18 protein-coding genes are annotated in these 22,154 nt (G+C 50.0%); 14 read left to right on the forward strand and 4 right to left on the reverse strand.

All coding sequences use genetic code 11. The annotated features are described in order from the left end of the window. Window positions 1-310 precede the first annotated feature (310 nt). The 3 genes from AC6I7T_RS00120 to AC6I7T_RS00130 all read left to right on the forward strand — a co-directional run bounded on the left by AC6I7T_RS00120 (window position 311) and on the right by AC6I7T_RS00130 (window position 1,729). A complete protein-coding gene (locus tag AC6I7T_RS00120; RefSeq protein ID WP_497788143.1) occupies window positions 311-658 on the forward strand; it encodes a hypothetical protein in 348 nt (115 codons plus the stop codon). Window positions 659-719: 61 nt separating this feature from the next. Next, window positions 720-1,163 (forward strand): tetratricopeptide repeat protein, encoded by a 444-nt coding sequence (locus tag AC6I7T_RS00125; RefSeq protein ID WP_497788145.1) that lies wholly within the window; start codon window positions 720-722, stop codon window positions 1,161-1,163. A gap of 29 nt (window positions 1,164-1,192) precedes the next feature. Beyond that, window positions 1,193-1,729: an FHA domain-containing protein gene (locus tag AC6I7T_RS00130; RefSeq protein ID WP_497788146.1), complete on the forward strand. Its 537-nt coding sequence runs from the start codon at window positions 1,193-1,195 to the stop codon at window positions 1,727-1,729. A gap of 165 nt (window positions 1,730-1,894) precedes the next feature. Here AC6I7T_RS00130 and AC6I7T_RS00135 read toward each other — a convergent pair whose 3' ends face one another. Then, window positions 1,895-4,144 carry a serine/threonine-protein kinase gene (locus tag AC6I7T_RS00135; RefSeq protein WP_497788147.1) on the reverse strand — a complete coding sequence of 750 codons (2,250 nt, stop codon included), beginning with the start codon at window positions 4,142-4,144 and terminating at the stop codon, window positions 1,895-1,897. A gap of 319 nt (window positions 4,145-4,463) precedes the next feature. On the opposite strand from AC6I7T_RS00135, the gene AC6I7T_RS00140 reads away from it, so the two are divergent. Further along, window positions 4,464-6,227 (forward strand): hypothetical protein, encoded by a 1,764-nt coding sequence (locus AC6I7T_RS00140; RefSeq protein WP_497788149.1) that lies wholly within the window; start codon window positions 4,464-4,466, stop codon window positions 6,225-6,227. A gap of 151 nt (window positions 6,228-6,378) precedes the next feature. Here the strand turns inward: AC6I7T_RS00140 and AC6I7T_RS00145 are convergent, their stop codons facing one another. The 3 genes from AC6I7T_RS00145 to AC6I7T_RS00155 all read right to left on the reverse strand — a co-directional run bounded on the left by AC6I7T_RS00145 (window position 6,379) and on the right by AC6I7T_RS00155 (window position 9,296). Continuing rightward, window positions 6,379-7,512, reverse strand: coding sequence for a lactonase family protein (locus AC6I7T_RS00145; protein ID WP_497788150.1), 1,134 nt, complete (start codon window positions 7,510-7,512; stop codon window positions 6,379-6,381). Window positions 7,513-7,813: 301 nt separating this feature from the next. Continuing rightward, window positions 7,814-9,046, reverse strand: a complete 1,233-nt coding sequence (locus tag AC6I7T_RS00150) for a type II toxin-antitoxin system HipA family toxin (RefSeq protein ID WP_497788151.1) — start codon at window positions 9,044-9,046, stop codon at window positions 7,814-7,816. Then, window positions 9,039-9,296 carry a helix-turn-helix domain-containing protein gene (locus tag AC6I7T_RS00155; RefSeq protein WP_497788152.1) on the reverse strand — a complete coding sequence of 86 codons (258 nt, stop codon included), beginning with the start codon at window positions 9,294-9,296 and terminating at the stop codon, window positions 9,039-9,041. The genes AC6I7T_RS00150 and AC6I7T_RS00155 overlap by 8 nt, the downstream gene beginning before the upstream one ends. Window positions 9,297-9,656: 360 nt before the next feature. On the opposite strand from AC6I7T_RS00155, the gene AC6I7T_RS00160 reads away from it, so the two are divergent. From AC6I7T_RS00160 to AC6I7T_RS00205, 10 genes are all read left to right on the forward strand, one after another. Then, the gene (locus AC6I7T_RS00160; protein ID WP_497788153.1) at window positions 9,657-10,610 is read left to right on the forward strand and encodes a homocysteine S-methyltransferase family protein; all 954 of its coding nucleotides are present in this window, start codon (window positions 9,657-9,659) and stop codon (window positions 10,608-10,610) included. Between the two features lie 531 nt (window positions 10,611-11,141). Then, window positions 11,142-13,043 carry a carbon-nitrogen hydrolase family protein gene (locus AC6I7T_RS00165; RefSeq protein ID WP_497788154.1) on the forward strand — a complete coding sequence of 634 codons (1,902 nt, stop codon included), beginning with the start codon at window positions 11,142-11,144 and terminating at the stop codon, window positions 13,041-13,043. A gap of 87 nt (window positions 13,044-13,130) precedes the next feature. Next, window positions 13,131-14,921: an ABC transporter ATP-binding protein gene (locus AC6I7T_RS00170; RefSeq protein WP_497788155.1), complete on the forward strand. Its 1,791-nt coding sequence runs from the start codon at window positions 13,131-13,133 to the stop codon at window positions 14,919-14,921. Between the two features lie 14 nt (window positions 14,922-14,935). Next, window positions 14,936-15,892 (forward strand): ABC transporter substrate-binding protein, encoded by a 957-nt coding sequence (locus tag AC6I7T_RS00175; RefSeq protein WP_497788156.1) that lies wholly within the window; start codon window positions 14,936-14,938, stop codon window positions 15,890-15,892. Then, entirely contained in the window at window positions 15,873-16,700 is an 828-nt protein-coding gene (locus AC6I7T_RS00180; RefSeq protein ID WP_497788157.1) for an ABC transporter ATP-binding protein, read from the forward strand. Before AC6I7T_RS00175 ends, AC6I7T_RS00180 begins: the two co-directional genes overlap by 20 nt. Window positions 16,701-16,751: 51 nt before the next feature. Beyond that, the gene (locus AC6I7T_RS00185; RefSeq protein ID WP_497788158.1) at window positions 16,752-17,753 is read left to right on the forward strand and encodes a FecCD family ABC transporter permease; all 1,002 of its coding nucleotides are present in this window, start codon (window positions 16,752-16,754) and stop codon (window positions 17,751-17,753) included. A 60-nt stretch (window positions 17,754-17,813) separates the two neighbouring features. Beyond that, a complete protein-coding gene (locus AC6I7T_RS00190; RefSeq protein ID WP_497788159.1) occupies window positions 17,814-18,332 on the forward strand; it encodes a hypothetical protein in 519 nt (172 codons plus the stop codon). Window positions 18,333-18,474: 142 nt separating this feature from the next. Beyond that, a complete protein-coding gene (locus tag AC6I7T_RS00195; RefSeq protein WP_497788160.1) occupies window positions 18,475-19,356 on the forward strand; it encodes a class I SAM-dependent methyltransferase in 882 nt (293 codons plus the stop codon). Between the two features lie 90 nt (window positions 19,357-19,446). Then, window positions 19,447-19,620 (forward strand): bifunctional adenosylcobinamide kinase/adenosylcobinamide-phosphate guanylyltransferase, encoded by a 174-nt coding sequence (locus AC6I7T_RS00200; RefSeq protein WP_497788161.1) that lies wholly within the window; start codon window positions 19,447-19,449, stop codon window positions 19,618-19,620. A gap of 3 nt (window positions 19,621-19,623) precedes the next feature. Next, on the forward strand, window positions 19,624-22,056 hold the full coding sequence (locus AC6I7T_RS00205; protein WP_497788162.1) for a TonB-dependent receptor: 2,433 nt from the start codon (window positions 19,624-19,626) through the stop codon (window positions 22,054-22,056). Window positions 22,057-22,154 lie beyond the last annotated feature (98 nt).

The raw sequence follows: 22,154 nt of genomic DNA on the forward strand, positions 1-22,154 counted from the left end.
AAATACAAATAGATATTTGATAAAAGACCACGCGGGTATTGGCTGGCGCCATTTCCCCTTCTTTGAGGAACTTCTATGTCAGGAAAGTCCGGCAGACTTACTTGGAAAGGTAGAGAAAACCTGCAGACAATTGGACGAGATACTGCAATCAGGGTCGCAAGCCGAGAAGATACGAGCCAAACAGGCCATGACAGCGTACGGGCGCTCCTTGGATTTACTGCGCCTTCTCACTGCGATTAGGGACAAGACTGCCGAGGAAGGATAGCAACCTTGGCCCTCAGTCGACGATAAGTTGACAGGAGACGAACATATGGCAAGCGTCCTTGAAGGGCTAAACCTGGCAACCTCTTCAAGCTACAGTATTGATCAGATTCTGCAATCGACCAGTTCGCAGAACCAGCCGAGTGGGTTCCGCAAGGTCCTCGGAGGGATAGTGGGTGGCGTCGGTAATATCTTAATGCCTGGAGTAGGCAACATGATCGGTAGTGTCATCGCAGGTAACACCGGAATCAATCAGAGTGGTCTTCTGGGAGACACCATGCAATACCTGAATCTGCAGCGCCAGATGTCAGCCGAACAGGAAGCATTCGAGACGGCATCTGCGGTTCTCAAGTCACGCCATGACGCCTCCATGGCATCTATCAGAGCTATTAACTAGAGCGTTTTCGTTCTGCTAGAAAACTCTAGAGGCAGAGAACGAAACAGGAAACCGTATGTCAATGAAATGGACTATTACTGCGTCGCGTGAGGAAGTCGCTTTTCTGGTGGAGGCAGGCATCATCTACCGCGATGGAAAAAACTTTCAGGCTGCCCGGGACGTTTTCACCGGACTCAAATCGATGTTTCCATGTTCCGACTGTGCCGAAGTGCTTCTTGGCACGATTGAATTTCAGCAAGGCAGCTTCGGCAAGGCTGAGATGCATTACCGCAAAGCATTGGAACTGAACCCACGTAGTGCCTTTGCGCTTGCGCATCTGGGCGAAGTGAAGTTGTTCATGAAGGACAAAGATGGAGCGCATGCCTACCTGAAAAATGCGCTCGCACTTGATCCCTTGGGAGAAGTGGGGAAGATGGCACGGCATCTCCTGGAGATGTCGGATCAGGTAACTTTTGAAGATCAGACCCCAGACCAGCTTTCTGGCGCGACTGCGAAAGCTGGTTGAAATGTATCTGCAAGAGACACTTACTTAATATGGAGATCCTACTTTCGATTCTGTCGAAAAGCGATGGCAGCGTTCGCGAAATACAAAGAGCAATTGATGACGGCCTTACTGTCGGCAGAGGCGCCGAAGACGGAGTTCTGCTTGAAGGTGCAGATCTTTCGCGCGAGCATTTCATTCTGACAAGCGATGGGACTACCATCTACGTCACCGATCTCAGTGTAAATGGCACCTGGCTCAACGGGAAGCGACTGGAAAAGTCCGTAAGGAGTCATGTGCGTTCGGGGGAATCCATGGAGGTTCCTGGATATCTTCTATCTTTTCGCATCATAGAGCAGCTGCATCCGTCTAAGGTGGCAGGCGAGCTCGAATCTCCCGGCCCGTCCCTAGTTGTTCCACAACCACAACCAGCCTCGGCTCCGGCGTCAATGGTTGAGCAAAAGCAGGGCTCACTTGCTATTCTGCAGCCAATCTCTCAATTTCTCTCCTCCTTTACCGCGACGGAGAAATTTATGTTTTTCGTTGCGCTTACCGGATTACTCCTGATCTACTCTTACGTTGCGTCTTAACTAGAGTACGTCTCATAGTATTGTGAGGCTTCCAGTGGCAACCCGGTGCGGCTTTCTTGGCAGATAAGGTGTTAGCGTCGCGAGAAATGCTTTAGTTTGCCTTTGGCATGAGTACAACTCGGCCGTCAATCAAAGCGTAATCTAGCCTTCAAAATTCATGATTCGCTATTTTGGTTGTGCTACTTCTCCTGTGAGGTGGGGAGAAAGATAGCGAAGATAGAGCGGTACAAGCTTACGCCGGAGCATCTGGTTTTGCCAGGCAAAGAGCACGCAGACAGCAACTACTACAGTGAACAGAACGATCTTTAATCCCCGCCTCTTGCTTTTAGAGTGGCCGGAAGGGAGAACCACAGCTTCCTGCTCATGGCCTGTCGGCTTCTGCACAATAATTGTTTTGTCCGACTGCTGGGCAATATTGCGGAGGCGTGAATAAACTAAGGCAGGGTCGGAGATTCTTGTTGCGACATCCTTCGTAATCATCGCTTCGATGAGGTCCGAAAGGGCTACTGGATGCTGAGGCAAGAGCTGCTTTAGCGGTGGAGCTTTGCTCTCTACATCTGCGTGCCAACGCAACCATTCCAGTGCCGAACGTTGCCCGGCAAATGCTGCGCGGAATAGCTCGTCACCTAGTAAGATCTCGTAGAACATGAAGCCTAGTGCATATATGTCGGAGCGCACTGGAGATAGTTCCGTTCCATTGGTTTTCTCCGCGAAGATTTCCGGTGCCGCATAGCGCGGACTTCCCAATGCTCCGTCCATAGTGCTTCCCGCCAGTACCGTTGACGTGGAAACCCGAATTGTCGCCTTGCCCAACCGATCAAAGCAGATATTTTCGGGGGTTAGGCCGACTGACTGATTCTTCTCCGCATATCGTTTCACCAATGCATCGGCTGCTGCGACGAACACGTGAATGACCTCATTCATCTCAGGAGCTTTTTCTTGTAGGTATCCTGCGAGATTTTCGGGTTGCTTCCCGAGAATTTCTTCCAGGCGGGAGTGGATGCTAGTTTGCAATGTCGACTGCGAGTCGTGTTCTGGTTCGGTGGGTCGAGCGACACCCTTCGCTTTAGGTGCCGATGCTATTTCTTCTTGCTGTTGATGGATGAGCTCATTGCCAAGAGCGATTGATTGTCTTGAGCCCTCTTCGGGGAGGCGATCAAACTGCCGCTGAACAGAAAGGAATACATCGTTTTCCACTCTAGAGCTGTTTTTTGACGGAACGTACTCTGACTGTCGAGAAGACGTCGAGGCAGAATTGTTTGAAGCGTTAGAACCCTTTGTATCTTTCTCTCGCAAATTTGACTTACTAGCTAGAAACGCGCGCTGATCGTCGACGTTCTCTAAACTCTCTCCAGCAAGCTCATAGAGCTTATCCAAGTCCTTCGCCTTTGCCGAAACATCTTGGACAATAGACTTGCTACGGGGTCCAAGGAAGGCGCTCAGTTGATGTGTAACCTCCCGCAAGATGCTTTCGTCCCATGCCTCCGCGAGAGACGAAGAGCCAGGCGGCGGTGAAAATTCCTGGTTAGCGTGTCGCATCCGTTTCTGCCTGATACCTCCACGGAGGCTGGTCAGGAAGATTGAAACCACTGTTTCGTTTGAGACCACATTCGATGGGGGCGATGCAAATATACGCTGAGAAGCATTACGGATATCATTACTAAAAACCTGCGCGCTGGAATAACGCTCATCGGGTTGTTTCGAAAGCGCCTTGAGACAGATGGCATCGAACACTGTAGGCACTGCACTGTTCAGGGCTGATGGATGCAATTCTGTCTCGCGAAATATGCGCCAGTCTCTCGCTCGCGGATCGGGAAAGGGGCTCTTCCCGGTAAGCAGTTCATAAAAGAGGACGCCAGCCGCAAATAAGTCTACGCGTCGGTCCATAGGTGAATTATCCAATTGTTCTGGAGCCAGGTATGCAGACACTATGTTTTTCTTACTCGACATCCTGAAGTCTGCGATCTTGAGCTGGCCTTTACTCGTTAGCACCAAAGACGAAGGTTGCAGGCCAAGGTGAATTATTCCCCGGCTATGTGCATATTCCAGCGCTTCAAGGATCTGGAGAGCTAAACTCACCGCGTCGGTGACCGGAACGCGCTGCAGAGGCGTTAGCCTGCAACCCTCCAGGAATTCCGATGCGAGAAAGGCCACTGGACCATCCTCGCCGTATTCATAGATTTCAATAATTCCGTGATGTTTGAGACCGATAGACACCTTTGCTTGCTCGCGAAACTGTTCCAAAATCGTAGGGGTGTTTTCGTCCGGCGAGTCTCGCGTAACTACTTTCAGAGTTACCGTTAGTTTGGAGGTTATATCCTTCGCACGGTAAACGCGTATGGTGCCGACGCGGACGATCGATTCAATTACATCATAGTGCGAGATACGCTTCAGGTGAGGTAATGCAGGAATCATGAATTAAGTTCCCCGAAATTCGTCAGGTACACAAATCCAATCTTCAAGTACATAAGGAATTGTACGAATTGCAAATGCTGATCACGTTGTGGCGTCTTGCGGTCCTGATGAGATACGACAGTCACAGCACCTGGTAGTTATGCAAGTCTAGCAGAAAGCAACCTCAGGATTATTATTTTTTTGATGGATAACGGAGCGAATCGAACAAATCTATTTCCTATATACAATCCACCTCATCCCTAGCCAGAACATCTGTTTTAGTTAGCAACTTCGCGCGCGATAGGACGATAACTAAGAGGTTAAAGGGAGGAAGCCGCGTATGGGCTCGAGAGTGGACAGCAGCTGTCCGATATCGCCAATATATGACAAAACCGTCTTCGAACAGCAACCCACAAATACACAGCAAGTTGGTCCAAGCTGTCCTGCAGATGAGTCGGAATCTGATGTGGCATCTACGCATAGTGAATCCGCGAACATCCAGACCTCAAATACTGCAAGTTTGCAGCCTTTTCCAATGACTGATCCGCTAATCAAGGGAGCAATTGGGCCATTGCTCGACGTAAGTGATCCGAAGCTGCTTGCGTATGCAAAGGAAGTGGCCGCCCAGGAGGCTGAGCCAGCGGATGAAAAGGCGATCAGAAAAGCGATGGGAGAGGATGGCGTTCGCAACTATCGGGATATGAAAAATGACTTGGCCGACGCACATCGTATGTACGAGGCTACCGGACAAATTCCGCAAACCCGGCATTCGTTCTCCCCAATTGAAATCCAGACCGGGAAAATGATGACGCAATCTCAGCGTTACGATGCTTTCATGGAGAAGATCGGGAAGAATCCGATGGATGTGGCTTTTTTTGAAAAGGACATTAACGTCGATAAAACATATCTGACTGATGCAGAGTTCCATGCTCAACATACATCGCGCATTAAAGATGTGCAAGAAAAGTTACATGACGAATGTCACACAGGAGCAATGCGGTTCCAGCCACTGGCACAACCAGATTGCGAGAGAAAAATTCTCGAGAAAAATACCAGCCCGCAATATATGGCCGAGCGGGATGAAGTTCATCGCAAAGATCGTGCATTGTACGAGAAGACTAATGCGTATACAGAGCAATTGGCGAACACGGGAGCAGCAGGCACACTTGCACGCGCAGCCGGTAGATTAGGGGGATACGTTGCCGGTTATGCAAGCGGTGGTGAAGAGAAAGCAGAAGATTGGGCCAACCAAGGCGAAAAATACCTAGGAGCAATCGGTAATCTGTTCGACGCAGCTACGCCAGTAGTCGCAGGAATGTCTGAGAGGTCTCGCGTAGAGGCTTATCGGGGTTCTGCGGGATTGGAAGTTCAAAGAGAAGGTTCCGTGCTCATGGAATCTGCTCCTTCTATCAATAGCCATGAAACGCAGCCGGGTTCTTTCCATGAAAGCGTGGAGAAATCGGGAACAGAGACCATCGAAGTTCAAAACAGCAAGTCTACAACGGCCTCAGGCCCGCCGGAGCCATCCAGCTCTCCGGCGTCGGTTTCGCGTACCCTTGTGGATACAAATACGGCTATAAATATCGATAACGCCCGTAGGAAGGCTGGAAGTGGCGAGAAGCTAACCTCGCAGGAGCAGGAGGTTTTGAACGAGTTCAAAGATAAGGATGTTTGGGTTGCTCACGCGGGACATACTGAACTTGAAGCAAAGGGCGGAACCAAAGAGACCTTCAAGATCGCCACCGACGTAGTGTCATCTACAAAGCAGGAGCGAGATGCCATTTACAATGATCTCGAATCTGCGAGTGTGGGTGGTGGAGACAAAAAAGGTGAAAAAGATCGGATACTGGTTCGGCAAATTCTACTGACCCCGGCACCTGCCGGCCAAACCAATACATTCTCTACCGCCGACGCTGCTGTGATCAAGGGGTTATTTCGCCTTGCCCAAATCCCAGACCCGCGTCCGGGACACGCTGGTGAGATTCTAGAGCCTAGCCATCTCGATGGGAAATCAGTTGCTGGGTTTCTTCGCGACGTCCTGAAACAAGATACATTTGATGTAACTATTCAAGGTCATCGTCTCACGGTGCGTCCACTTCAGTAGCGGGGAAGAGTCAACCCCAGCTAAATCATATCTGGTGGCGGGATGGAGAGCAGGTCTGACCAACCTATTTTGTATAAGTGAACTTGCACGTAAATGCGAGCGAAAGAGAACTGATCTTCGCTCGCAATTATTTTGTCTGCTTCCTGAACAACTACAGTGCTGCGATGCCGTTGAAGCCAACATCCTTGGGCAGGCCGCTGATTTCTCCCTCTGGAGACAATGTGCCATCGCTATTAATTGCGAATACACCCACCGTGCCGACTTTCGAATTCAGGGTGTAAAGATATTTGCCATCTCCACTAGTCGTGATATCAAGATTCGTGGTTCCCTCTGGTTGCGTGGCGACCACAGTATGACCTACTGCTTTCAGTACCCCGCTCTTCTCGATTGAAAAAGCAGAAATCGTTGAAGATCCCGCGTTCGAAACATAGGCAAATCTGCCGTCTGGTGTAAGCGCATTCCAACAGTTCGCGTTGCCAAAAGTCGGCAAGCTCTCCGTTACCGCCACCAATGAGCCATTGTTCTTTACCGCGAACGAAGAGATTGTTGATGCATTAGTTGCATTTGCAGGTCCCGTTGCAGAGAGGATCAAATGACCCCGTGGATCAAAACTTGCGGAAAAAATACCTGGGACAGGGCTCGCGCTTGTTTGAATTGGCCCTAGAGTGCCATCCGAGAAGATGCGGAAAACATCAAGATTGTTTGTAAGCCGCTCGGTAACTACCAAAAACTGACCATCGGGAGTAATCGAGATTGATGAGCCACCTGCTGAGGTACCACTTAAGAAGGCTGAGGCATCTTTGATCGCGTGCAAGTGCCCCTCCCTACTAACCGAAAACCCTACGACCGTCCCTGCGCCTGCACCATCAAGCACATACACGCGATTTTGCCACGTAGCAACGGCGAGAGGTTCACTGCCACCCGTAGGAGCTTTATCCACGATTTCCAGTTGGCCGTTGTGTTTCACTCGAAAACTGGTGATCGTGCCGCTTCCTGCATTTACCGCAAAGAGATGGCTGTGGTTACAGTCGAACGTGAGAGAGCCCTGTGACTGGAGCGGATCGTTTGTGCCGCCACTACCTCGTCCTTCGGTCGCGTAGCGATTGCTTTCGTAAAATGTACCGTCGGATTCCCGTGTGTACATAACGACTTCGTTCCTGTCGGCGGCGTTTGTCATCACAAATACAGTGGATGATCTGGCGGAGTCTGCAGCGCCATACATCAGGGGTGCGCATGTGCCCAGTCCGAGAGTAAGCGCAAGTATGCCACGTCCTACCTTTGTCATGTTCTTCTCCTTGGTAAATTTTGTTTCGCGCGCAATTTGGTACATATTTCTCTCCGTCGCAGGCGTAACGGATCAGACGTGGAGAGAACTAATTCACGCGCAACCTTTCGAGTCAGAAGAACTCAAAAAGGTTACAGCGTATATTCCTCATCAGCTTTAAATTGACTTTGGCGGAAGCGAACAAAAGTTATGGCAACAACTAAGGACGTCTGTCGTACTGCAGATTGTCATTGCGGATCATGGTCCCAGGGCAGTTCAGCGGATGTGCCCTTGTGCAGCTTTTCGGCGGCGCGTACTGTGATCAAACCGGTTTGAGGGAAGTCGTGGCACCTAGCTCCCATTGTTGGAGCATACGATGGCCAATATCTTCAAACTCCCGATGACCTTTGATGTAAGCACGCACTTCCTTTGAGGTGGCTGCAATGGCATCGTCGATGCGCCCGATAATCTCTCTGACGGAGGCAGGGGAGGCACCCATGCGTGTTTCCCCCAAACGCTGCAGATCCTTGGCCTTTGGCCAATTCGTGGTGCCATTGAGTGTTAATGCCATGTTGTCCTTCGGCAGGTAGACAGTCGTCGTTACAAGATCGTAAACGGGAGCTAATCTTGCCTCGCCCTTAACATCGTCATAGATAATTCCGAAATTCTTCAGGTGCGCATCCCCGTTGCGTAGAGCGCAATTGATTACGATGAGAGTAAATAACCTCTCCAGGTCTTCGCTGACATGCGGCGAATCTGTGAACTCGACGAAGCGCTTCATGATTGAAGTTTCGTAACTCCCACGATATTTTTCGTCGGTGCGCCTAGCGTTCAGGACGGCAAAATCCTCAAAGCCACGATAGGTACCGTCCGGCCGCAGGTCAAAACGGTCAATGACTAGCGCGAGCGCGTTCTCCGCCAGTCGATAGGACGGTACTTCCAAGCCTGACTTTTCGGCGACCTTGAGGCAGAAGTATTCGTTTGCGGCGAGTTGGGGATACTCATTCTGTTCCCAAAACTTCACGATGTGTGTTGCGCCGCGGTAGCTTTGGGAAAGACGATGCTCCGCCATATTGAGCGGAACCGATGCAGCTTCATCGCGCACCATAACTTTCGGCTGCACACCGCTGATGCCGGAGAACGAAGCGAATTTGTCTATGAGATAGCGAAACAAATCGCCGCCGCGACGTTTCTCCAAAATCTCATCGACAGACTGGAAGGGCACATCCTCTTGTAAATGCTCTTTTTGACCGGTATAGCGTATGCGTCCAATCTGAGAGCGCCCGACGATGCCCAGCAGATCAAACTCGTCAAACGTACCCGTCGCCTTTGCGAAAGCGAGACGGAGACGTTCACGAAGTACCCCTTCGGGCAGGTTCATCTCGAAAATGGGAGGCAATCCATATTGAATATCCCACGACGGCAAGCGGACAGGCATGGTTACGGACACAGCGTGCGCAGAAGGCGCGTCCGCTTGATACACAAAAGTGCTGCCGCGTACGCCGAAGCGATCGAGCAGCCCGGATTCAACGGCGTCGGTCCATACCTTAATCATCACTTCTCTCGTTCATCAGATCTTCAAGAGTTGGGCGGCGTGCGCTTGCTTCCTGAAGCTTCAGCTCCAATCCCAGCACCGCCAGAATGTTGGAAATTTTCGAATATCCAAGCTCTCCCAAGCGGCCGTTTTCCAAAGCATCGAGAGTCGCGCGACTAACTCTCGCTCTTTTTGCGAGCGTCGCTTGGCTCAGGCCCATTTTCCTGCGTTTCTCAGCGATTTGCTCCGCTATGGAGGACAGAAGCAGCATGTGCCTAATATACTAGGCAATTCTGTGTTTTTCAAGGGTATTGCCTAGTATATTAGGCAGAAGGGGAAGGTTAAGACGACAGGCAGCCTAGATGTAAACGGACAAGCCATTGCGCTCGTTTGGCCTAGCTTCAGTAACTGTCACTAACAGTAAGTAATTCTTCACGATGACCAATGTCGTAATCCCCAATCCCAGTGTTCCGTATCACTTGAATCAACACTCAGAGGGAAGGAAAGTGGCTGACTAGAGACATCGAGGACAGCTACTCTAGCAACTAAACACACCGATTTGGCTCGAAGTCTTGATATGAAGATAGGCCATTTATAATCCTCTTTATCGACTTCAATAAAGAGCAAAGATATGGCAATGCGTTCCGACAAACTGGAATCGGTCATCAAGAGCGGCAAACCTATCCTTACTGAAGGGGCTATAGTTGAGAGACTGCGGCGAGCCCTTCATGTCGAAATCAATTCATTTGTCGCGAATGCATCACTTTTATATAGCGACTGCGGTCGTCATGCGCTTTCGAGTCTTTGGCGCGAATATATTGATATTGCCATTCAGAACAATTTAGAGATCATAGTCTATACGCCAACTTGGAGAGTAAATGCAGAGCGTCTCAAGCAGGCCGGTCTGCCGGACATTCAGCAGGTAGCACGGGATGCATATGAGTTTCTGAATGGAATCAGGTCTGCTTATAAGGAGGCAAACGCATCGATATACATTGGCGGTCTCGTCGGATGTAGAGGGGACGCTTACGCACCCAAAGAAGCTCTGACAGCTGACGTTGCAGAAGAATTTCACGCACCTCACATTAAGGCTTTTGCCGAATCCGGCATCGATTTTTTGCTCGCTACTACGCTTCCTGCACTGACTGAGGCGCTTGGAATTGCTAGAGCAATATCAAGAACGGGTATCCCCTATGGAATTAGCTTCGTTTTGCGTCCTACTGGAACATTGCTGGATGGAACGTTCATAGAAGATGCAATTTCGGAGATTGATGCTTCTGTAGAAAGACTACCTGCTGGCTATTTTGCCAATTGCGTACATCCGGCCAACTTCTACGCTGCACTAGAGGCAGCTAATCGGAGATGCCCGGGTATTGCTGGCAGATTTGTAGGTATTCAAGGAAACGCGTCGAGAAAAAGCCCAGAAGAGCTCGACGGGGCCGCATGTCTAGAAGCCGACGATCCGGTGGGATATGCGCGTGCTATCCATATGCTCTATAGGGAATTTGGTGTAAATGTACTGGGCGGATGTTGTGGGACAAATGGAGAGTACATTGCAGCTGTAGCCAAACAGGTGAATAAGTGAGTATCTCACCTAGCCGGGACTGCTAACAGGGACTAGTCTCGATAGTGGTTAACGGGTTAAATTAAGACTTTCGTTTGATATAAAATTTCATCTCCCCCGGCGAATTGCGCTCTTACCCTTTCGATCATATTCAGCCATTTTCGCGTATAAAAGCCCATCATAGCCTGAACACCCGATTCGAATTCATCCGTGGGCTCCTGCTAACTTAGCAGTGCGTACACTCCGTTTCAATTTCTCTGATCCTGATTGCCAAAGTCAGAGTAGAGGGAAATCTAGCCCTTTCTTCAAGTTACTCCGTATACCTATCTATTTATTAGAGTTAGCCTGTTTCAGGCGATTCGCTCTTCATTTTCTATTTTGTCTCCTGTAAAGGCTATTACGAATCGTAATGCATTGTTGCTTTGACGTTCCGGAATATCGAGCGCAGAATTGGGATGAATTTGATCTCCGTATAACACTCTAACTTGATTCCACAACGGCCGTTCGGCGAAGAAATAGATGTTTTAGCGCTATTTCAAGCATGGGGATACTATGCAATGTTTATGGTCAATCACACGTACTAGAAGGAAGTGGGGTCTCGTAGCAATTTTCTTTTGGCTGACCGCTCTTTCTGCCTATGGTGTTTCAGCAAAAGTGGCTCTGATCCACTTTTTCCCGACTCTCGGAGATGTCAATGGCAATGTCACACGTTTGAATGCTCTGGTAGAACAGGCACTTCAGAATGGGGCCAACATCGTTATCGCTCCAGAGTGCGCTACCACTGGGTTCTCTATAACCCGTCAACAGGTTCTCGACGGCCTCGGTTTCACGGCACCTTATCCGCAACTTGCTCAAATTAAGTCGCTTGCCCACCAGTATCATGGCTATGTATTTATCGGCATCGCCGAAGTAATGCCACAAAACAAGGTATATAACACAGTTATCGTTTACGGCCCGGATGGGCTTGTTGAAACCCAGGAAAAACGCGGCTTGAGCGGATGGCATGATCGCGGAGATATTCCTTTTCAGGTGGTAACAACGCCTTATGGAGATATCGCTACTATCATTTGCTCCGACTCCTACCTGCCGGATTGGCTCCGCATCGTAACTCTGGAAGGTGCGGATATCGTGGTTCTTCCGGCAAATTGGTGGGGAAACTCAGGCCAGCTCAATATATGGCAAACACGCGCACGAGAAAACGGAATATGGTTCCTGACCGCCAATCGTTGGGGTGTTGAGACTGATACCCGGTTCGGGACACCCTTTGTCTACAATATGAATGACGCTCCATCCGCTGTGATTAAGCCCGATGGGGGAGTACAACTCGTCTTTAAAGCGGAGGACGAAGCGAATCCTGTCGACAAAATCCTCTACTCTGTGATCGATGTTCCCGACGCAAGAATTGGCAATAAGTTGAATCCAGTCTACTCTGTGGATTTCCGCCGTCCTTCTGCTTATGGAGCCATCGGAAACACTTATTATCGTCCTGACATGAATAACCAGCCCGCACCGGACCTGCCCTCGGCTGGTCCTGTTACGGCAACAACCGTAGCCTATCAGCCCGATCTTGCGAATCCTAATAAAAATCTGCTCATTTTAAAGAATCTATGGGCGCAATACGCAAAACCCTCTGATGTGGTGGTTCTACCCGGCTTTGGTATGTCGATGCTTCCTGCCTCAGTTTCTTCGTCGAATTGGTATCGAAAGGGAGTTTGGGGGAAGCTACAAGCTTTTGTCGAGCAAAATGATATTAAGCTGCTGATAACATCGCTGTTAGCGGTTGGAGAAGGAGGCTCTCCTCCTCATGAGGACCTCGCTGTCTTTCGTCCGAATGTGGCTCCACTTCTAAGGCAGCAGATTCACGATGCATTGACTGGAGAAGGAAGCGGCGAGGTCCCGTTGACCGTGGATCTGCCGACTGCCAGAGTGGGCATCCTGCTTGGACGGGACGCACTCTTTCCAGAGACCACGACCGCTGAAGCAAAGGTGGGAACGGATTTACTGGTGGTCACTTCCACTGTTGGTACAGTAAAACCTCTAAATGGGCCCGCGCAGTTTTCTACGAATTATTTCTGGCCTGTCACGCAGCTACAGGGTTCGTGGGATACTGCAACAGACCATGTATATCACCTGATTGCTTCAGATTGGACTGGAAATGGCGCCGTGATAGAAAACGCCTTTGGGGGCATTGGGACTCGACTTACAGCATCGTCCACTACGCCCGTGCAGAGTCTCACGCTCGATACCTCAGAAGTTCGCACAAAATTCCTGAACGCGTATTACAGTTTCGATCTTGATGCTTTGCTTAGTACTCAGGCAAATATGGCCGCTCAACGTTCTAAATCGGCAAAGAAAGAAATAACAAGGGCCAGGCATGTATCCTCAGACTGTTCCATGTTTAGCTCTGTGAGCTTTCATGCTTCGAGTTCTTCTTCAACGCACGTTTGTCAGTAAGTTGATTCGACGTGGAGCAGGGTAATCTGAAAAGTTCGCCTTTGCTCCACGTGTAGCTGATCGTTTTCTCTTTTTTGGCCTTATACGATGCACGATTCTGCAAGGAAATTCGAATACTTCAGACATGGTTCCAGCATTTGGACGGAATGGGCTTCTTTTAGTCCTCCGATTTTTAGGCTCGCCATCAACTACTGTCCCAGCGCCGTTTTCTTATTGCTTGGATCTATTCTTGGTGCGTCGGATCCTTTGATTTTGAAGTGGTTAGTCGATACTGTGCTTCCGTCGCACCGTCTCGATTTGCTTGTAGGTGCGGGTTTGGGATTTCTAGGCATTCATGAAGCGCGGCTTTTTTGTCAGGCGTGGGGAAGCCTCAAGCTCTCTCAGGCGGTCAATTGGAATGTGCTGAAAAGCAGGCAGGTAGTTTTCTCTCATTTGCAACAGCTCAGCGCGTCGTTTTACCGCTTTCACAGAACTGGGGACGTTGCTTCAAGAATCGACCACGAGTTACAGGACATCGGCGAAATCGTCGGAGAGCTTCTTCCTGTCCTGCTGCGAGTCGTAAGTGTTCTGGTCTTTATCGTTATTGTTCTGGCTTTCCTGGACAAGACTCTAACAATGATTCTCGTATTATTGTTGCCTGTAAGTGCCTTGATTCAGATCCGCTGCAACAACAAGATGGGTACGAATGCCAATCTGGCACAGCAGAGGTCGGGAGAGCTTGCCTCTTTCCTGAACGATGCTATCGGCGGTATTACGCAGGTTCAGCTCTTGTCCTCAGAGCGTCGGCAGGTAAGGGAATGCGTGCGGCTTTCGATCGCGTCGTTTCGGGCTCAGTTGCGCCTGAGAAAGGGCGAGTGGATCTTTAGTATTGGGACTCTATCGTCGGTCGTCGCTGCGATGTCTCTGGTACTGATCTACGGGGGATGGCGAGTGATGATCCATCGCCTTACCGTGGGCGGATTGGTTGCCTTTTTCGGCTATGTTTCACGGCTCTTCGAACCTTTAGGAGGTTTTACCGATATTGTGGTAAAGCTGCAGAGGGCAAGGAGCAGTGTCGGCCGTATCTTTGAGTTGATATCTTCCGCCTCCGACATAATAGACAGCCGTCATGCGATTTTGCTGCCAATACGGCATGCCAGAAAGATTGCTCTGGAAGAAATCACCTTTCGCTACGAGCCTGAAACTCCGCTGATTGACAAGATATCGTGCATCCTGCACGAGGGAGAGAAAGTTGCTCTTTCCGGAAGAAGTGGTAGCGGGAAGAGCACGTTGATGGGGCTCCTAGCGCGACTCTATGATGTTCAGGAAGGCTCCATTCAATTGGATGGAACGGATATCCGATCTATCAGGCTCGATAACCTGAGACAGCAGGTATCGCTTGTTCCCCAATTTCCACTTCTATTTCGGGGAACTCTTTACGAGAATCTTACGCTGGGCGTTAAGTCGTGCAGGCAGGCATCTTTAGACCATGTGCTGGAGATCGTCCATCTGGAATCCTTCTTAGGTAAACGGCCGGAAGGGCTTCGCATGGTGGTTGAATACTCCGGCAGCAACTTTTCCGGAGGAGAGCGCCAGCGCATCGCGCTTGCCCGTGCCCTGCTTCAAGCTCGTCCTATTCTGTTGCTTGATGAGGCTACTAGTGCTCTCGATACCGAGGCGGAAAAAGATATATTTACAGCTCTGCAGAAAGAGAATTTAGAAACCACAATGATCCTTGTCAGCCATCGAGAGAACACCCTGTCTTTGGCCGAAAGAAGGATAATTCTTGATGGCGGCAGACTTTATGAGAATACATCTGATTTTCTAGGCAACGCGGATACCCGCGCCGTTGCGCATGAAACAAGAGTTGGAGTTCTACCCGTGTCTCTGCGATTGTGAGGAGAAGATATACATTGAAGCATCCTGGGGACATTCGTTCGACACTATGGGCAATGGAAAGAAACATTACATATCGATCTGACAGCATTTGTGGCAATTCCCATTCGTATCTTTCAAGACGGGCATTCCTTGCCTGGAGCTTTGTAACATGGCTGGCTTCAGCGCATCCCGTGTACGCTCGTGCCTCGCAACGCATTGTATCGACAGCACCGAGTCTGACGGAGATGCTCTTCGGAGTTGGGGCCTTGAAGCAGATTGTTGCGGTTTCTGACTATTGTACTTATCCTCCCGAGGTCAAAAGCCTACCTCACATTGGCGGATGGCTTTCTCCTAACATCGAAAAAATTGTTTCGTTTAGGCCCGATCTGGTGGTTCTCACAGGAGCGCAGAGTCAGGTTCTGGAAGATCGATTGCGCCAGTGGGGACTTCCCACTCTGACTCTTCCGTGCAGAACCATTGCCGAAATCTATAAAGGGATTGAGGATATTGGCGCGGCCTCGGGGCATGTGGACGCAGGAGTGGCCCTAGCGCGCGAGACTCGAAATGGCCTGGAAAAAATTGCAAAGGGTTCTAGTTCAAAAAGCCGGCCCTCCGTACTGCTCGTTCTAGATCGTCCACCTGGGCCGTTACGCGATATTTATGTGGCTACCGCCGGAGGATATATGACGGAATTGGTAGAAGTCGCCGGCGGCCGCTATCCTTTGCCTCCGGTAAAGTCCGGGTTTGCCGTAAAGCTTTCGCTAGAGCAACTGATGATCTGTAATCCCGACTATATTTTCGATATTAGCCGCCAAAAGATCACGGACAGAAGCAGTGGATTATCGATCTGGAGTGCTATACCGGAATTGCAGGCTGTGAAGAATAAGAGAGTTGTTCCTCTTGACGAGGAGTATATCGTTCATCCATCGCAATTCATTGTGAAAACGGCTGGGAGATTTTGGGAGATTCTACATGGCGACTCGCGAGTTTGAAGATAGAGCTACGCTGTTTGAATCTCCTCGCAAGGAGACGATCTTACAGGGCGACGATATCTGCTTTCATTACATAAAGTCCGTCTTGGTATTGGACAGTGTGAACATATCGCTTGCCAAGGGATCGATTAACGGGTTGATCGGGTGCAATGGATCGGGAAAGTCGACCCTCCTTCGGATATTTGCAGGATTACAAAAGCCTTCGAAAGGGGCTCTCGTCTATAACGGAAGTCCTGTACAGGGTATCCATAGACGCCAGCTTGCCCGCTATATTGGATATGTTCCGCAAACCGTCAGCGCGGTATTTCCCTTTACCGGGCTCGAAGTTGTTCTTACCGGAAGAACACCATGGTTAGGACGTTTTCAGACCGAGAACCAGGAGGATCGTTTAATTGCATTGCATGCGCTCGAGATGATGGGACAGCAACAATTGGCCTATAAATCTGTTCTTGAAATGTCTGAAGGGGAAAGGCAGCTCGTTTCGGTTGCACGAGTTATTGCACAACGGCCTGCAGTGATCCTCCTCGATGAGCCTTCCTCTGCTCTCGACCTGAAGCACCGGGCAATCCTTATGCGAGCGATGGGTTACCTAAGGGACCGTTACGAGACAACAGTGTTACTCGTAACCCATGATATCTCCCTAATTGATTCGCGCGTGGATATGCTGCATGCGATGAAAGGCGGAAGGATTATCGCAACAGGAACACCGGAGACAGTACTGACGAGAGGAAATCTCGCCGAGATCTATGCGGATCCCAACATTCGCACCATTGTTTCCGCTTCCAGAACATTTGTGTGGTCAGAGTAACTTTTACCGGAAACAGTCACAAAAAGCGGATACGGCTGGCTGGAGAACAACATGAAGAAGCTCAAAAGTATTCCGATTCGGTATCTTTTGGCGATTTTGCTTATACCTCTTGGGGGAGCGATTGTGTGGTCTCTGTTTGCCGGGAAGGGCTATGTGAGTCTTGCCAATATCTTCCATGATCCTCTGGCCCATGCAGTTTTCTTTCGTTTGCGAATTCCTCGAACCGCTCTTGGACTTCTGATCGGCTCAACGCTTGGACTGATCGGCGCTGTATTACAGAGCCTCTTTCGTAATCATCTTGCCGAGCCCTATACTCTCGGTGTTTCTGGGGGAAGTGCCCTGGGTGCAAGTATTGCCGTTGGCCTGGGGATCAACGCCAACTTCCTTGGGTTCCCGCTTGTCTTTGTTTGTGCCATTGCAGGAGCGCTACTCTCTATTGCGCTTGTTTATGGTATTGCTGTAACACAGACAGACGTGATCCCTTCTGTTTTGTTGCTCGCGGGAGTAATTGTCAACATATTTGCTTTTGCGGGAGTGCTGACAATCCAATATATGGTCGACGATAGCCGGGCGATCATGATTCTTCGTTGGTTGGTCGGCAACCTGGAGGTGATTGGTTTCAGTTCCATTTATCCGGCCCTGATAATCCTGCTTCCGAGCTGGATTATTCTTCTGGCGCAGGCCAACGACCTTCACCTGATTGCGATACATTCAGATGCAGCAGGAAGCCTGGGCGTTAATATTCGACTCTGTGAGCAGCTTACGTATCTTTGTTCTTCTCTTGCTGTAGGAATTGCCGTTGCTCTCGGAGGGGCCATTGGCTTTGTAGGCCTGATTATTCCGCACGTTGTACGGCTGATCGTGGGGCAGGACGTACGCCGAGTTATCCCTGCGTCCTTTGTTGTGGGTGGAGCGTTCCTTCTGATGGCTGATTCGATTGCGCGTACCGTTGTTTCGACAACGGAGCTGCCCGTCGGCGCTATCACAGGTCTGTTGGGAGGCCCCTTTGCCCTATGGCTTCTCTACCAGCGGAGACGAAGCGTTATTTCCTGAGAAAACTGGAACAGAGATGTCGCGAGATCGAGCCTGTGACCTTGGGAATAGAGTGAGTTTATGAGGAAATATCGATCGCTGGCAGTGTCCGGAACGTCCCATCTAGGGGCACCAACGATTGTTACTGGTCATTGCTGCGGAGAGAATGGCGTCGTTGGGCTGCGTGCCACTGGATCTTCCGAAGTGATTGTGAGACCTGTTAGAGGGAAAGATCGCTCTATGATAGTAGGACTTTGCGACGGCTATCAGAGGTTGGGAATGCGCACCGACGATTTGTCCGGAACCGAAAATGGAGAGAATCCTATCTCTGTCTCCAGCCTAGGCGTATTGCAGGTGCAAACGATTCTTCAAGAAGATAAAACTTGGCATGCTGTCGCAGGATGGGTCACCGCCACACTGTTATTTTCCACGGAATTGGCAACTCAGCTAACTCCCGATTATTCCATAGAGGCGTACATTCATGGGATATTTAGGGATGACCGCTCCGGCCATAACTTTCTAGAATGGTGGTACGGCAAGTTATATTGCTTGCTGGTCTCAGCTGTTTTCAATTGGCTGAGGAGGAGCGGAAGCGGGTAGTCGACAACGCGACCAAAGTACTTGATTGCTCTTTCGACAAGAGGACAAATATGAAGTTATTGGAAAGGGATAGCTATTTCTTCATCTCCTTCGAGGAAGGAATGGACATATGCAAACCAGGGACAACTAGAGGATCCGCCACATGAGGAGAACCGCCACAATTGAATCCCCGGGACTTACCGTAAGGGCGCATTATAATTTTGATCCTTATAGTTATCTGAGGGGTGCAGGCCCTCTCGCATACCTGGTAGGAGACCAACTGCATCCTCCGATGGTGGATGACGAAAATGTCTGGAGAGATGGGACGCGATGGTACTACGGCGCCGTTCTTTCAACACTTGAGGCCGCACGTCTTCTCGATCTAAAACCGGGAAATCGAATTCTGGATGTCGGTTGCGGTATTGGCGGTCCGGCGCGAATTCTCATCGATAACTACGGCGTTCATGTTTGTGGAGTAAATATCAGCCGGGTTCAACTGAGGACATGCGAGCGTCTGAATAAGATGAAGATCCAATGGGTAGAAGGAATGACGCTTCTTCAGCATGATTGCCAGAACCCTTACCCATGGGAGGAACTGGATGGTGCGATCTCCATCAATATGCTCTATCACATAAAAGATAAGGCTGCGATGCTAAAGAACATTGTCCACACCTTGCGGCAAGGGGCGGGCTTTGTTCTAGAAGATTGGATGCTTACCCCCAGGGCGACTGAGCAGGACAGGGAAGAGATGGGCTTTCACTTTGTCTCGCCGTACTTCGCTGTAGACGAGGAAATGATAGCTTTGATTGCGCAATCTGGATTTCGCATTCAGAGAGTCTGCGATTTAGGAAGAATTGCGCGAACGCATTTGACCAACTACTTCTGTCCGGTCTTCGAGCATGATTTTAAAGAGAAGATCCAGTCCGCTTATGGCAAACACGGGGAAGATGTTGTTTCCGGGTTTCAGAAAGCTGTGTGCGTTTCTATTCGTCTTTATAAAGAAGAGAAGCTTACCTATCTACGTCTTTTTGCAACGAGAGACTAGTTCGTTGCTTTTGTGTAATGCACTATTCCAATGACCTGCGTTTGAACTAACCAACTAGCTTGGTTTGCGAAATCCTTGAGGTCCGACACTATGCTGATCCTTTTCTTTGGTGGAGCACGTAGTGGTAAAAGCAACATCGCGAAATCTCTTTGTCTTTCTTTTTCCCTTATTGCCTATATCGCAACGGCGTGTATGGAAGACAAAGAGATGGCGGCTCGGATCGAACGGCATCGTCACTTTTGCAGATGTCTTTGGAGGGTCTGAATCATGATATTTAGAGTGATGGTCTTTATCGGCTTTCTTCTCTATTCCGCTTCTTGCGGCTGGTGCCAATCCTCGGCATCCGTCAGTGGTGTTGTCAAAGACCCAAAGGAGTCGCTCCTTTCCGGTGCGGTTATAACATTGATTTCCCGGGATAATACGATCAAGAGCAAAGTTACGAGTGACAGTGGAGGATCGTATCGTTTCGACCGTGTGTTTCCCGGTGTATATCTGCTAAGCGCTATTGCCCCTGGATTCGAGACTATCGAGGCGCAGTCCGTGGAGATATCCGAGCATGCCCAGTTGCATATTGACCTGCATTTGCAGCTTGCTGCGGTTACAACTTCGATTACAGTTACTGCATCGGGAACGGCTCAAAGTACAGACGAGTTGGCAAAATCCGTGTCGGTGATCGATTCTCGGACTATCGATTTCCTGGACAAAAGCTCAATTACCGATGCATTGAGTTATCTTCCCGGATTGCGCGTTCAGCAGCTAGGTGGCTCCGGCGGTCTTGTCGCCATTCGTACCAGGGGACTTCCGGAGCAGGATACCGCTGTTTTGATCGACGGATTCCGCCTGCGTGATGCTTCGACAACGAAGGGCGATGCCTCCCAATTGCTACAGGACCTGGCGGTAACCGACACGGATCGCGTTGAAGTTTTGCGCGGTACCGGGTCTTCCATTTACGGTACAGATGCCAATGGTGGTGTCGTTAATATTATTACCAGCGTCAGTGAAGGCCGCACCAGAGGCTCTCTTCTCCTAGAAGGCGGTTCGATGAGTGCTTTCCGAGGACGCGCCAACCTATCGGATTCTCTCTTCCACTCCAAGCTCGGATATAGCGCCGGTATCTCTCATCTGAATGTCGTCGAAGGCCTAGATGGAAGGCTTCCCGCACGTACCAGTGTGGCTCAGGGGCGTCTCGATTATGAATTTTCCAACATGACACACATCATGGCAAGACTGTTTGTGAGCGATTCTTTTTCACGGGTGTCCGATAGCCCCGCTCCGATTGGAAATCTCCCCCGCCAGGGCTCGGTTCCTGCTGTTCCGTTACCCGATTCCGAACTACGCTTTTTCGAAAAGGGTGTTCCTCTTTCCTCTCTGAACATAGGGAATGCCACGTTTGTTTCAGACTACGACGATCTGGATTACAATCGCAGCTCCCGCTCCTACTCCGGAGTACTGATTGTGAGTGCTCATCCTTCCGACTCTCTAGGCCTAGCCGTAAACTATCAGGGGTTGAATACCCGGCGCACGTATAGTAATGGCCCGTTTGGTGTGGGATACTCCAGCAGTTTCCCCAATGGCTATCAGCCTTTTGGCGGAATTGAAAGTGAACGGTACGATGGAACCATCCACACGGCTGCGGCACGTATTGATTGGCGTGCCGGGAAGTACCAATCAATTAATGCTGGTTACGAATTCGAGAATGAGAGCTACTTCGGGAGCACTTCCGAACCGGATGCGAGTGCAAACTGGACTACAAGCGGAGTTCAGAGAAACAACGCGATTTTTATTCAAGACCAGCTTCATCTACTTCAGGACCGTTTGCAGGCAGTGGGTTCTTACCGGGGACAATTTTTTACTCTGACCAGGCCTGTCTTCTATCCCATCACGAATGCACCGTATGCCGGTGCCCAATTTAGTGCTCCTCCGAAGGCAAATACCTGGGATGCCTCTGCAGCGTATCTGTTTCGAAAGGCGGGAACAAAGCTCCGTATGCATGCGGGCAGCGGATATCGGGCTCCTTCGTTATTCGAGCGCTTTGGCAGTGGCTTTTACGGGAGTGCTTTTGGTGGTTATAGCGCCTATGGCGACCCAACGCTAACTCCAGAGAGATCGAAGGCCGTGGATGCCGGCATCGATCAAAGTTTTTGGAATCGGCGCGCGGAGGCAGCGGTCACGTATTTTTATACGCGGCTAAATAGGGTAATCGTTTGGAGTAATTTTATTGATGCTACAACTGATCCATATGGCCGTAACTACGGCTATATCAATACCAAGGGTGGAATTGCACGTGGAGTAGAAAGCAGTCTGTCTGTCACTCCCTCCCGATACCTGAACCTGCGCACTGCATATACCTTCACCAGCGCGCGAGAGACGACGCCACAGGTGCGGTCGATCTACCAGACGTTTATTACTCCCGATCATCAGTTTTCGTTGCTGGCGATTGGACATTTCGGTTCCCGTTTTACCACGGTTCTGGGAACAATGTTTTCCAGCAACTACCTTGCACCTATCGGCAGATATGCATTCCGCCTCGACGGAATGCGGCGAGGACAGGTTGGTGCAAGCTATCAGATGCCTTTCAAGGACGGGCGCACCATGAGGTTTTTTGTCAATGTTGAAAATGCTTTTCATCAAACATACTACGAGAGCGGTTATCGAACTCCGGGCACGGCTATTATGAGCGGGGTTCATCTGCAGTTCTGAGTTTGAAGGTTCTTTTCGATAGCACTTCCTTTGCTCCTGCTCTTTCCGATGAACCTGCTGAATTGAGGTTCGTTCCGGGAAGAGCCGTTAATCGACTA

Source organism: Humiphilus diazotrophicus (assembly GCF_059726315.1).